General features: G+C 65.2%; 11 protein-coding genes and 1 riboswitch. Of the genes, 4 read left to right on the forward strand and 7 right to left on the reverse strand.

Annotation, left to right across the window (positions count from 1 at the left end; all coding sequences use genetic code 11):
- Positions 1 to 163: 163 nt before the first annotated feature.
- From lnt to H3V53_RS01515, 7 genes are all read right to left on the reverse strand, one after another.
- Entirely contained in the window at positions 164 to 1,894 is a 1,731-nt protein-coding gene (gene lnt / locus H3V53_RS01485; RefSeq protein WP_336596386.1) for an apolipoprotein N-acyltransferase, read from the reverse strand.
- 37 nt (positions 1,895 to 1,931) lie between these two features.
- Positions 1,932 to 2,828, reverse strand: a complete 897-nt coding sequence (locus H3V53_RS01490) for an HlyC/CorC family transporter (protein ID WP_336596387.1) — start codon at positions 2,826 to 2,828, stop codon at positions 1,932 to 1,934.
- Between the two features lie 356 nt (positions 2,829 to 3,184).
- A complete protein-coding gene (locus tag H3V53_RS01495; protein WP_336596388.1) occupies positions 3,185 to 3,847 on the reverse strand; it encodes a gamma-glutamylcyclotransferase in 663 nt (220 codons plus the stop codon).
- A 90-nt stretch (positions 3,848 to 3,937) separates the two neighbouring features.
- Positions 3,938 to 4,399: an rRNA maturation RNase YbeY gene (gene ybeY / locus H3V53_RS01500; protein WP_054917243.1), complete on the reverse strand. Its 462-nt coding sequence runs from the start codon at positions 4,397 to 4,399 to the stop codon at positions 3,938 to 3,940.
- Positions 4,400 to 4,429: 30 nt separating this feature from the next.
- Positions 4,430 to 5,524 (reverse strand): PhoH family protein, encoded by a 1,095-nt coding sequence (locus tag H3V53_RS01505; RefSeq protein WP_336596389.1) that lies wholly within the window; start codon positions 5,522 to 5,524, stop codon positions 4,430 to 4,432.
- A gap of 33 nt (positions 5,525 to 5,557) precedes the next feature.
- Positions 5,558 to 6,928 carry a tRNA (N6-isopentenyl adenosine(37)-C2)-methylthiotransferase MiaB gene (gene miaB / locus H3V53_RS01510; protein WP_336596390.1) on the reverse strand — a complete coding sequence of 457 codons (1,371 nt, stop codon included), beginning with the start codon at positions 6,926 to 6,928 and terminating at the stop codon, positions 5,558 to 5,560.
- A 223-nt stretch (positions 6,929 to 7,151) separates the two neighbouring features.
- A complete protein-coding gene (locus tag H3V53_RS01515) occupies positions 7,152 to 8,186 on the reverse strand; it encodes a LysR family transcriptional regulator (RefSeq protein ID WP_336596391.1) in 1,035 nt (344 codons plus the stop codon).
- A gap of 113 nt (positions 8,187 to 8,299) precedes the next feature.
- On the opposite strand from H3V53_RS01515, the gene H3V53_RS01520 reads away from it, so the two are divergent.
- The 4 genes from H3V53_RS01520 to ribB all read left to right on the forward strand — a co-directional run bounded on the left by H3V53_RS01520 (position 8,300) and on the right by ribB (position 12,144).
- A complete protein-coding gene (locus H3V53_RS01520) occupies positions 8,300 to 8,710 on the forward strand; it encodes a VOC family protein (RefSeq protein WP_336596392.1) in 411 nt (136 codons plus the stop codon).
- A gap of 20 nt (positions 8,711 to 8,730) precedes the next feature.
- The gene (locus H3V53_RS01525; protein ID WP_336596393.1) at positions 8,731 to 9,909 is read left to right on the forward strand and encodes an MFS transporter; all 1,179 of its coding nucleotides are present in this window, start codon (positions 8,731 to 8,733) and stop codon (positions 9,907 to 9,909) included.
- 307 nt (positions 9,910 to 10,216) lie between these two features.
- Positions 10,217 to 10,933, forward strand: coding sequence for a helix-turn-helix domain-containing protein (locus H3V53_RS01530; protein ID WP_336596394.1), 717 nt, complete (start codon positions 10,217 to 10,219; stop codon positions 10,931 to 10,933).
- Positions 10,934 to 11,008: 75 nt separating this feature from the next.
- A riboswitch (FMN riboswitch) is annotated at positions 11,009 to 11,171 on the forward strand.
- 214 nt (positions 11,172 to 11,385) lie between these two features.
- Positions 11,386 to 12,144, forward strand: a complete 759-nt coding sequence (gene ribB / locus H3V53_RS01535) for a 3,4-dihydroxy-2-butanone-4-phosphate synthase (RefSeq protein WP_336596395.1) — start codon at positions 11,386 to 11,388, stop codon at positions 12,142 to 12,144.
- Positions 12,145 to 12,267 lie beyond the last annotated feature (123 nt).

Raw genomic sequence — 12,267 nt, forward strand, 5'->3', positions numbered from 1 at the left:
CCAGGCTGGCCGTTCGCCCCGCAGCCGGCCGGTTGCGCGGCCCAGTGCTGTGAAACCTTGAATTTTACCGGATTGCCGCAGGCTTGAGACTTTCTGGGGCCTGGTGGATCGGCGGGGGCGCGTCGTCGTGGGGTTTGCGTTGCGCCGCCCGTCTGAGCTGATGTCAGGCGCTGCCGTCGGTGTTGCCGTTGTGGTCGCCGCCGTTCTTGCGGATGCGGCCCGGCCCGAACGCGAATCCGAAGGCGAGGAACAGCAGCGAAACGGCAAGCACCGTGTTGTTGCCGCTCGTCACATAAGGCGTGTTGCCCGTCGTGCCTTGAATCGTGGTGTCGATCGAGCCCACCGTGAAGGTAGGCAGGCGCGCGATCACGTTGCCGTGCGCATCGATGGCGGCCGTCGCGCCCGTGTTCGTCGCGCGCAGCATCGGGCGGCCCGTTTCGAGCGAGCGCATGCGCGCGATCTGCAGGTGCTGATCGAGCGCGATCGTATTGCCGAACCACGCCAGATTCGTCGAATTGACGAGCACGCCCGCCGGCAGGTCGCTTTCGCGCACCGTGCGCGCGATTTCCTCGCCGAAGATGTCTTCGTAGCAGATGTCGACGGCAACCGGCTGGTCGTGCACGACGAACGGCTTCTGCACGGCCGGGCCGCGCGCGAAATCGCCGAGCGGAATGTTCATCAGGTTCACGAACCAGCGGAAGCCCCACGGCACGAATTCGCCGAACGGCACGAGGTGATGCTTGTCGTAGCGATACACGCCCATCTCATTCGGCGTGATGCCGAACAGGCTGTTGGTGTAATCGACGACGCGGCCATCCGGCGTGATCGTTCCGCCGACCGCGCCGAACAGAATCGACGAATGCGTCGAGTCGGCGAATTGCCGCACGGCAAGCGCGAACGATTCGGGGATCGTCTGCGCGAGCACGGGAATCGCGGTCTCGGGCGTGACGATCAGATCGGCGGGCTTTTCCGTGATCATCCGCTGATATTGGTCGATGGCCGCTTTCACGCCCGATGCTTCGAACTTCATGTCCTGCTTCACGTTGCCTTGCAACAGGCGCACGGTCAGCGACGCGTTCGCGGGCGCCGTCCACGACACGAACGGCAGCAACAGGCCCGCGGCGATCAGCGCGACAGCCAGTACGGTGGGCGTAACGACGCGCGCGGTGCGCGGCGTGCCGGCTGTTCTGGCACCGGTTGCAGAGTTCGAAGCCGTGCCGCTCGACGCCGCGCGCGAGCGCAGCAGCGCCTGCGCGATCAGCGCGGCCGTTAGCGCCATCGCCCAGCCGACGCCGTACACACCGGCTATCGGCGCAAATCCGGCGAACGGGCCGTCCACTTGCGCGTAACCGCTCGCGAGCCACGGAAAGCCCGTGAAGACCGTGCCGCGCAGCCATTCGCCGATCGCCCACGCGCTCGCGAAAGCGAATGCGCCATGCCATGTCGGCGAAAACGGCTGGCTATCGGCGAGCTTGCCGTTGCGCGAATGTCCCGCGCAGAACGACCAGACGCCCGCCGCGAGCCCCGGGTAGACGGCCAGATACAGCGAGAACAGCACGAGCGCCGCGCCCGCCAGCGGCGCGGCCATGCCGCCGTAGAAGTGCATGCTCACATACAGCCACCAGACGCCCGTCACGTAATTGCCGAAGCCGAATGCGAGGCCGGTCAGGGCAGCACTTTTCCAGCTCGTCGTGCGCGTGAGCCACGCGAAGAAGAACACGAAGATCGCGAGTTCGAGCCAGCCGCCGTGCGGCGTCGGCGCGAACGAAAGCGTGTTGAGCGCGCCGACGGCGACGGCGACGAGGTAATGCCACCACGGCAACGCGCGGCCGCCGGCTCGCGCCGCGTCGGACGTCACGCCGCGGCGCAGACGGGAGGTAATCGGGTCGGCCATTATTGCGTGGTCGGCTGGACGAAAAAACGGGGAAAAATCAGGTCTGCACGTGCAGGGCGTCGCGTTCGCGCTGTCCCGCGAGCGGATCGCGGCGCACGAGCAGCATATGGATCTGGCGCGCGTCGGCGCGCAGCACTTCGAAAATCAGGTCGTCGATCCGCACTTTCTCGCCGCGATGCGGCACGCGTCCGAAATGGTGCGTGACGAGCCCGCCGATGGTATCGACTTCTTCGTCGGAATAGTGCGTGCCGAATTCCTCGTTGAACTGCTCGATCTCGGTCAGCGCGCGCACGCGGTAGCGTCCGTCCGGCGATGCGATGATGTTGCCGCTTTCCTCGTCGAAATCGTATTCGTCTTCAATATCGCCGACGATCTGCTCCAGCACGTCCTCGATCGTGATGAGGCCCGCGACGCCGCCGTATTCGTCGACGACGATCGCGATGTGATTGCGGTTCACGCGGAAGTCGTGCAGCAGCACGTTCAGGCGTTTCGATTCGGGGATGAACACGGCGGGCCGCAGCATGCCGCGCACGTCGGCTTCTTCTTCGGCGTAGTAGCGCAGCAGGTCTTTGGCGAGCAGCACGCCGATCATGTTGTCGCGATTGCCCTCGTACACCGGATACCGGGAGTGGCCTTTTTCCAGCATGTACGGAATGAAGTCGTGCGGGGAATCGGCGATGTTGATCGCGTCCATTTGCGCGCGCGGGATCATGATGTCGCGTGCGCAGAGCTCGGAAACCTGGAACACGCCTTCGATCATCGACAGCGAATCGGCGTCGATCAGATTGCGCTCATGCGCGTCCTGCAGGATTTCGAGAAGTTCGCCGCGAGAATCGGGCTCAGGCGAGATGAAGTCGGTCAATCGCTCAAGAAGCGAGCGCTTTTCGTGCGGTTTGTCGCTGGACTGGCGTCGACTGGGATACGAATCGTTCATGGCGGTGCGCCCGGAACGCTGGGCGCGCTGTTGCAGAGCGTTAAGGATACACCACGTGCGTGGCAGGACCTTGTCACGGGGTTTCGCGGCGAAACGCGGTTCGCCGGAACGTGATGGGTTTTATCCTAACTGATATCTGCGCGCTGGGGGGCGTGGTTTTGGTTGTCGGTTTTTTCATTTCCGGTTTTCGCTTGTGGCGGGTAGTTGGTCCTTTTTTTGCGCCTTTGCGGCGCGGGCTTTTTTTTCGCTGGCATCCGCGCGGTGCCTTCGCGGATGCCCGCAAAAAAGCCCGCCAACGCAAAGGCGCATCGCGGATGCCAGCGAAAAAAAAGCCCGCGCCGCAAAGGCGCAAAAAATCACCCGCTACACCGCGCGAGAAGCGCCTCCAACCCCCGATCGGGCATGCCGCTCTCCCGCAGCGCCTCGACCGTGCGGCGCACATAGTCGAACGTCGTGCCATAGCGTCCCGACGCGCAGCCGAGCACCGTCTTCACCACTTCGTCGGAAAGTTTGCCCGTGTATGTGGGCACATCGCGCCGCATCACGAAGGCGAGTGCATCGACGCGCCGTCCGTCCGTCAGCACGCAAGGCAGCCACGCGGGACGATACGAGCCCATCGGCATCTCGCGCCGCCATAGTGCTTCGAGATGCGGCATGGCGCCGTCGGCCGCGAGCCGGAACGCGATGCCGCTGCACGAGCCGCCGCGATCGAGGGCGAGCACGAGTCCCGGCTGCTCGGGCGTGCCGCGATTGACGCGCGACCACAGGTACAGTCCGCGGTGATATCCGTGCACGCGCGAGCGTTGCGCTTCGACGGTCGGCAGGCCGGGATTCCAGATCAGCGAACCATAGCCGAACAGCCACAGGTCGGTCGTGCCGTCCCATCCGCCGAGCGTCGCACTGAGCGATGCGCGCAATTCGTCGTCCGTCAGCAGGCGCGGTTCGCCCAGCGACGGCGGATAGCCGGGACAAGGCGGAAGCGGCAACGGCAACGGCGGCGGGGAAAGAGGTTGGCTCACGTTGATTCGACCGGTTGGCTGGCTATGGGGTCAGAGCCTGCGGTCGGCGGCGACTTCAGGCTCTGTCGCTGGATACTGCCGGGGCGAGCCTTATTCGTACGGATCGGGGAAGCCGAGCTTGCCGAGCACGTCGGTTTCGATCGCTTCCATTTCTTCGGCTTCTGCTTCGTCCTCGTGGTCGTAGCCTTGGGCGTGCAGCGTGCCGTGGACGAGCAGATGCGCGTAATGCGCCTCGAGCGGCTTGCCTTGTTCCGTCGCTTCTTTTTCGACGACCGGGCAGCACAGGATCAAATCGCCCGTCACGGGATCGTCTTCCGATTCCGCGTAAGCGAACGTCAGCACATTGGTCGCGTAGTCCTTGCCGCGATACGTGCGATTCAGCGTGCGGCCTTCTTCGGCATCGACGAAACGCACGGTCAGTTCGGCGTCCGCGAACAGCGCGGCCTTGATCCACGCAGCGACGGATGCTTTCGGCAGCAGCGCCTTGTGCTCGGGCCACGCTTTTCCGGCGGGAAATTGCAGGTTCAGCGACAGTTTCGGTGCGCGGCTCATGCTTTGTTGTTCGTCCGTGTCATGTCCGCGTCACTTCACTGCGTCGGGGGCATCCGCGGCGGCCGCTTCTTTCTTCGACGCCGCGTCATAAGCCTCGACGATGCGCGCCACCAGCGGATGCCGCACCACGTCCGCGCTCGTGAAGCGCGTGAGCGCGATGCCGCGCACGTTCGCGAGCACGTGCTGCGCCTCGATCAACCCGCTCTTGTGGCCGCGCGGCAAGTCGATCTGCGTCGTGTCGCCCGTGACGACGGCCTTCGAGCCGAAGCCGATCCGCGTGAGAAACATCTTCATCTGCTCGGGCGTGGTGTTCTGCGCCTCGTCGAGAATGATGAACGCGTGATTCAGCGTGCGGCCGCGCATGTACGCGAGCGGCGCGATTTCGATCATCTGGCGCTCGAACATCTTCGCCGTCTTGTCAAAACCGAGCAGATCGTAGAGCGCGTCATACAGCGGACGCAGATACGGATCGACTTTCTGCGCGAGATCGCCGGGCAGGAAGCCGAGACGCTCGCCCGCTTCGACGGCCGGGCGCGTCAGCACGATACGCTTGACCTGATCGCGTTCCAGCGAATCGACGGCACACGCGACGGCCAGATACGTCTTGCCCGTGCCCGCCGGCCCAATGCCGAACGTCACGTCGTGCGAGACGATCTGCTTCAGATACTCGCGCTGCGCCGGCGTGCGGCCGCGCAGGTCGGCGCGGCGCGTATACAGCTTCGGACCGAGTTCCTCGACATCGTCGTCGCCTTCATGCGCCGGCTCGTCGAACGGATGATCGGGGTCGCCGCGAAAACGCGGATCGTCCTGCTCCTCGCCGTCGCTGCCGCCGTTGCCATTCTTGCGCCCGGTATTGCCCGGATGACGCGCTTCGACGAGCGCAAGCTGGATGTCGTCGACGGACAGCGGATCACGCGCGTTGTTGTAGAAATTTTCGAGCGCGTTGAGCGCGACTTTCGCGCCGCGCCCGCGAATGCTGATGCGGTGACCGCGGCGTTGCAGCGTGACGTCGAGCGCCTGTTCGATCTGCCGCAGGTTTTCGTCGAGCGGCCCGCAGAGGTTGGCAAGCCGCGCGTTGTCGTCGCGCGGCGCGGTGAATTCCAGATGTTGCTGAGTAGTCTTCAAGGCTTGGATTCGGTCCTGTCGGTGTGCTGCAGCTCAATGAGTGGCGGGCGCGGAATCGTGAATCATCACGAGTTCGCCGCGCAGCGAGTGCGGATACGCGTGCACGATCTTCACGTCGATCATCTGGCCGATCAGCCGCGCGTGCGACTCCACGGGCGCCGGGAAATTGACGACGCGGTTGTTCTCCGTGCGGCCCGCGAGTTCGTTCGGGTCCTTGCGCGCCGGGCGCTCGACCAGAATGCGCTCGACCTTGCCGACCATCGCGTTGCTGATGCGCTGCACGTTTTCCTCGATGGTCGCCTGCAGATGCTGCAAGCGGCGCAACTTCACTTCGCGCGGCGTGTCGTCGTGCAGGTTCGCGGCGGGCGTGCCGGGACGCGGGCTGTAGATGAACGAGAAGCTCGTGTCGTAGCTCATGTCGTGCACGAGCTGCATCATCTTGTCGAAGTCTTCTTCCGTCTCGCCGGGGAAGCCGACGATCATGTCCGTCGACAGCGACAAATCCGGGCGGATCGCGCGCAGCTTGCGGATCACCGATTTGTATTCGAGCACGGTGTAGCCGCGCTTCATCGCCATCAGGATGCGGTCCGAGCCGTGCTGGACGGGCAGATGCAGGTGGCTCACGAGCTTCGGCACCTTGGCGTAGGTGTCGATCAGGCGCTGCGTGAATTCCTTCGGATGCGACGTCGTATAGCGAATCCGCTCGATGCCGGGAATGTCCGCGACGTATTCGATCAGCGTGGCGAAATCGGCGATTTCGGTTGCACCGAGCGTCATCGCCCCACGGTATGCGTTGACGTTCTGGCCGAGCAGCGTCACTTCGCGCACGCCCTGATCGGCGAGACCGGCGATTTCCGTCAGCACGTCGTCGAGCGGACGCGACACTTCCTCGCCGCGCGTGTACGGCACGACGCAGTAGCTGCAATATTTGCTGCAGCCTTCCATGATCGACACGAACGCGCTCGGGCCATCGACGCGCGCGGGCGGCAGATGATCGAACTTCTCGATTTCCGGAAACGTGATGTCGACCTGCGGACGGCCGCTCGCGCGGCGCTGGTCGATCATCTGCGGCAGACGGTGCAGCGTTTGCGGGCCGAACACGAGGTCTACGTACGGTGCGCGCGAAACGATCGACGCGCCTTCCTGGCTCGCCACGCAGCCGCCCACGCCGATCAGCAGATTCGGGTTTGCCTCCTTCAGTTCGCGCACCCGGCCGAGATCGGAGAAGACTTTCTCCTGCGCTTTTTCGCGCACCGAGCAGGTGTTGAACAGAATGACGTCGGCGTCTTCGGGGTTGTCGGTCTTGACGAGGCCTTCAGCGGCGCCGAGTACGTCGACCATCTTGTCGGAGTCGTACTCGTTCATCTGGCAGCCAAAGGTCTTTACATAAACTTTCTTGGTCATCGGGTGTTCGCCGGTCGCAGTGGTTAACCTGGGGGCGTCAATAAAAGGTGAAGAGACAAAAACGTGCGGCGCCATCGCGCGGAGAAGCGGGGCCAATGCGGGGCGGCCGATGCGCCCGCGGCACGTTTTTACAGCGTAGTCCAACATTATAGCCCTTTGCGGCGTGGGGCTTTGGCGGCGCGCCGGGCGCTCACCGGGTGCGGGCGGCGGCTATCGGCGGCGGCTATCGGCCGGATTTCCCGCGCGCTTTTGCCCGCGCGCCTTTTCGCGCGCCGTCCGACGGGCCGCCCGACTCGTCGTGCGTGCCGCGCCCGCCGCCGAGCGGCTGCGGCAGACCGAGTTGCGCTTCCAGTTCGCCTGTCGTTGTCGCAAAGCGCTCCGCGAGAAAATCCAGCAGCACGCGCACGCGCGGCGCCATGAAGCGGTTGCGGTGATACATCGCGTGCAGCGGCGCATCGGGATAACGCCAGTCGGGCAGCAGTACGCGCAGCCCGTCGCTTTTCAGGTCCGCTTCGACGTCCCACATCGACTTGATCACGATGCCGTAGCCGCGCAGCGCCCATTCGCGGGCGACGGCGCCGTCGTTCGTTTCGCGCGCCGATTCGAGCGGAATCGTGTACGTGACGGTTTCGTCGCCGCGCGTGAAGCGCCATTCGTTGACGGGCCCCGACGCCGTGCCGAGCACGATGCAGTCGAAGCGCGCCAGATCGAGCGGATCTTTCGGCTCGCCGCGCCGCGCGATGTATTCCGGCGACGCGCACAGCACGCGCGGATTCGGCGCGAGCCAGCGCGCGACGAGCGAGCTGTCCTGCGGAATGCCGAAGCGGATGGCCAGGTCGATGTCTTCCTGCACCAGATTCGACAGCGAGTCCGACAGCGTCAGTGCGAACGTGACGTCGGGATAGAGCGCGTTGAATTCGTCCAGCCAGTGCATCAGCAGATTGCGGCCGAAATCCGACGTCGCGGAAACGCGCACCTTGCCGCGCACGGCATTCTGGCCTTCCTGCAACGCGGCTTCGGCGTCGTCGAGCGCGCGCAGCGCCTGCTGGCAGCAGCTCAGGTAAAGGCGCCCTTCGTCGGTGAGGCGCAGTTGCCGCGTGGTGCGCTCGAAAAGCCTTGCCTTCAGCCCGCCCTCCAGCTTCGCGAGGCGCGCGCTGGCGGCGGCGGGCGTCAAGCCCAGCTTGCGGCCCGCCGCCGACAGGCTGCCCAGCTGCGCCGCTTCGACGAACAGACGGATGTCACCCAGATTGTCGGTCATTGTTCAGCGATATTTGAAAATCCTTCAAATGCTACGCCAATTATCAAAAGGACGCGGCTCGCGCAGAATCCGTCCTGAAAACGCGAATTCCGCGTTTACCCGGAGTCAGCACCATGCAACTCGACCACGCGACGATCGTCACGCCGGATCTCGACGCCGCCCGGCGATTTTTCGTCGATGTCGTCGGACTGGAGGAGGGCGACCGGCCGCCGTTCGGCGTCGCCGGCTACTGGCTTTACGCCGGCGGCCGCGCGGCGGATCGCCGTCCCGTGATCCATCTCGTCGCTGCGACGCCGCCGGGTCATGTGGGCCGCGCGAGCCCGCGCATCGACCACATCGCGTTGCGTCTCGACGACGGCGCGCAGTGGGATGCGCTGCTCGCGCGGCTCGACGCGGCGGGCATCGCGTATCAAAGCGCCGTCGTGCCGCTTTCGGGTGAAGTGCAACTGTTTGTCGCGCTGGCGGACACCGTCGTCATCGAGTTCGTGACGGCGGCGCGCCATGTCCCGCGCGCGTCCCTTTGAATCGTCGTCTGGAGCCTTTCATGCCCATTCCTTTGCTTGCGCTTGCGATCAGCGCATTCGCCATCGGCACGACCGAGTTCGTCATCATGGGCTTGCTGCCCGACGTGGCGAAGGATCTCGCCGTCTCGCTTCCGTCGGCGGGTTTGCTTGTCAGCGGCTACGCGCTCGGCGTGGCCGTCGGCGCGCCGCTGCTCGCCGTGCTCACCAGCAAGATGCCGCGCAAACTCGCACTGCAGCTGCTGATGGGTGTGTTCATCGTCGGCAACGTGCTGTGCGCGATTGCCTCCGACTATTCGCTGCTGATGATCGCGCGCGTCGTGACGTCGTTCGCGCACGGCTCGTTCTTCGGCATCGGCGCGGTGGTGGCCGCGTCGCTCGTGCCGCAGGAAAAGCGCGCCAGCGCGATCGCGCTGATGTTCACGGGCCTCACGCTTGCCAACGTGCTCGGCGTGCCGTTCGGCACGTTCATCGGCCAGCAGTTCGGCTGGCGCATGGCGTTCTGGATCGTGGCGGCGTTCGGCGTGCTGTCGTTTGCGGGCGTCACGGCGCTGGTGCCCAACCGTCACGACGCGGGTCCGACGGGTCTCGGCCACGAAGTGCGCGTGCTGAAGGAGCCGCAGGTCTGGCTTGCACTGACGATGACGGTGCTCGGCTTCGGCGGCGTGTTCGTCGTGTTCACGTACATCGCGCCGATTCTCGAACAGGTGAGCGGCTTCGGCCCGCACGGCGTCACGCTGATCCTCGTGCTGTTCGGCGTGGGGCTGACAGTGGGCAACACGATCGGTGGCAAGCTCGCGGACCGTGCGTTGATGCGTTCGCTGATGGGCATTCTGATCGCGCTTGCCGTCGTGATGGCCGTGTTCGCGCACACCAGCCACTCGCAGATCGCGGCTGCCGTCACCGTGTTCATCTGGGGCATCGCGGCGTTCGCGACGGTGCCGCCGCTGCAGATGCGCGTCGTCGAGAAGGCGAAGGCGGCGCCGAATCTCGCGTCGACGCTCAATATCGGCGCGTTCAACGTGGGCAATGCGGGCGGCGCGTGGCTCGGCGGTCTCGCGATCAGCCACGGTTATGGGCTCGATGCGCTGCCCTACGTGGCCGCGCTCGTGGCGCTCGCCGCGCTGGCGGTGACATGGGTCGCGGCGCGGATGGATGCGCCCGCCGCCGTGGTTGTGCGGGACGTGCGCGAGCGGGTGTGATGCATGGTGCGGGTGCGGCGTCACGTCGACGGCCGCACAAGTGATTCGTATCTGATGATGTTCCGCCCATGCTTCGCGCGACCGCGCAGCGTGGGCTTTCTGTTTGTACGCGACGCTTCAGATGCGCACCAGGTCTTCTTCACTCACGGCTGCTGCGCGCTGCTTGCATCGCACGTTAGCGCATAAGCGTCCTCTGCGATCGTGATAACAGTGTGAAGATAACTTCGTTGGGCGCGGAAAAAGCGGGTGCTAGGCTGTCCTCCAACAGTGTTCGCTCCGCGTCGATGCGGGGCTTCAGGAGGTCATCATGCAGTCACCGCTTGCGCTTGTGCGCGATCGCGCGCCCGAAGCAAACGCCGCAGCCCACGCGCACGACGAAGCGCGCTCGCCGCAATTCGACGTGCTCGAGCGGCGCGTCGGCGTGAATCTCGCGCGGCTGCGCGCCGAGCGTCAGTTATCGCTTGACGCCCTGGCGCGCGCATCGGGCGTTTCCCGCGCGATGCTCGCGCAGATCGAATCGGCGCGCAGCGTGCCGTCGATCAAGGTGCTGTGCAAGGTCGCGGCGGCGCTGAAGGTGTCGGTTGCGGCATTCCTGCGCCAGCACGCCGTGAACGGCTTCGAGCATTTGCCGGCGGACCGTTCGGCGCGCGTCGTGACATCGAATGGGCGTTACTGGACGCGCGCGCTGCATCCGGACGCCGAGCCGTCGACGGCGGAGTTTCACGAGTTGCGCATTGCGCCGCTGCACACGGAACCGGGCACGCGCCGCGCGCCGGGGACGACGGTGAATCTCGTCGTGAGCGTCGGCACGCTGGAGGTCAGCGTGCACGAGCGCCGTCAGCTGTTAGCGACGGGCGATTCCATCGTGTTCGACGCCGACCAGCCGCACAGCCTGCGCAATCCCGGCGATACGGAAGCGCGCGCGTTTCGCGTGACCGTGAACGCAGAGACGCCGCCGCGCTGGGACGTGCCGCAAGCATCGCCGCACGATGCGCCGCTTGCGCACGCGCATTCCGACGCATGAAACACGCTGTACGGGCGCGCTGCATGTCGCGCGCGCTTGCTGTATGCTCTGCGAGCCGGATCGATCCGGCAATCAGTACGTCTTCAGGGCGGGGCGAAATTCCCCACCGGCGGTATGCAGATCGCGCTTCCTGACGCGAGTCTGCGAGCCCGCGAGCGCCTGCGCCGTTGTTGCAGGGTCAGCAGATCTGGTGAGAAGCCAGAGCCGACGGTCACAGTCCGGATGGAAGAAGATGTGCAGATAGTCATCTGACTCTCCTGCTAACGGAACATCGGCGCTTCGGCGTCGGGCTTTCGTTCCATGCAAGGTGGCGGCGTGCCGCGCATCGCGATGGGCGGCGGATACGCCGTCACGCGCTGCATGGATTGCCGCTTGCGGCTGGCGGGGCGCGTTTGTCTGTTTGCAATGCCCTGAAACGTTTTTCGCCCACACTCTTGCGAGGAGCGTTTCACATGTCCGCTGTTAGCACTTCTGTGACTTCGTCTGCTGCATCGTCGTCTGCTTATGTCTGGCCCGTTTCGCCCGTCGTTGCCGACGATGCCGCCGCCGACCTTCCGCTGCTTGCCACCGAACCCGTTCCGCCGCGCATCGCCGCTGCCCTCGACGCATTGCGCGCGGGCCGTGCCGTGGTGCTGCAGGACGACCACGACCGCGAGAACGAAGCGGACCTGATCATGTCCGCCGAGCGCATGAGCGTCGAGATGATGGCGCTGTTCATTCGCGAGTGCAGCGGCATCGTGTGCCTGTGCCTGAACGACGACAAGGTGCGCGCGCTCGAACTCCCGCCGATGACCGCGCACAACGAGAGCCGCAACACGACGGCGTTCACGGTGTCGATCGAGGCGCGCGAGGGCGTATCGACGGGCGTTTCGGCCGCCGATCGCCTGACGACGATTCGCGCGGCGATCGCGGATCACGCGAAGCCTTCGGACATCGTGCGTCCTGGGCATGTCTACCCGCTGCGCGCGATGCCGGGCGGCGTGCTGGCGCGCCGCGGCCACACGGAGGGAACCGTCGATCTGGTGACGCTGGCGGGTCTGAAGCCTGCAGGCGTGTTGTGCGAGCTGATGAACGCCGATGGCACGATGATGCGCGGCGCCGATGTCGAACGGTTCGCGCAAAAGCACGACATGCCGATGCTGACGATTGCCGAACTGGTGGAGTTCAGGCGCGCGCTTTCTGCGGCGCGGGAGGTTTGTGTCGAGGTGTGAGTTTCTTTCCGCTGCGCGGGGCTTTTTGCAGTTTGCTGAGGTTTGCTGCGTTGTTTTTTGCGGTGGCATCCGCTTTTTGTCTCTGGTTTATTCGCGTTGCCCCTGTGCGGGGCGGCACCTATT

This window comes from Paraburkholderia bengalensis, assembly GCF_037126505.1.
GTDB lineage: Bacteria > Pseudomonadota > Gammaproteobacteria > Burkholderiales > Burkholderiaceae > Paraburkholderia > Paraburkholderia bengalensis.

Bases quoted from the DNA above. Each gene is read 5' to 3' on its own strand.
- ribB (WP_336596395.1), top strand. From the start codon at position 11,386: ATGTCCGCTGTTAGCACTTCTGTGACTTCGTCTGCTGCATCGTCGTCT.
- miaB (WP_336596390.1), bottom strand. From the start codon at position 6,928: ATGACCAAGAAAGTTTATGTAAAGACCTTTGGCTGCCAGATGAACGAG.
- H3V53_RS01530 (WP_336596394.1), top strand. From the start codon at position 10,217: ATGCAGTCACCGCTTGCGCTTGTGCGCGATCGCGCGCCCGAAGCAAAC.
- ybeY (WP_054917243.1), bottom strand. From the start codon at position 4,399: ATGAGCCGCGCACCGAAACTGTCGCTGAACCTGCAATTTCCCGCCGGA.
- H3V53_RS01490 (WP_336596387.1), bottom strand. From the start codon at position 2,828: ATGAACGATTCGTATCCCAGTCGACGCCAGTCCAGCGACAAACCGCAC.
- H3V53_RS01525 (WP_336596393.1), top strand. From the start codon at position 8,731: ATGCCCATTCCTTTGCTTGCGCTTGCGATCAGCGCATTCGCCATCGGC.
- lnt (WP_336596386.1), bottom strand. From the start codon at position 1,894: ATGGCCGACCCGATTACCTCCCGTCTGCGCCGCGGCGTGACGTCCGAC.
- H3V53_RS01520 (WP_336596392.1), top strand. From the start codon at position 8,300: ATGCAACTCGACCACGCGACGATCGTCACGCCGGATCTCGACGCCGCC.
- H3V53_RS01515 (WP_336596391.1), bottom strand. From the start codon at position 8,186: ATGACCGACAATCTGGGTGACATCCGTCTGTTCGTCGAAGCGGCGCAG.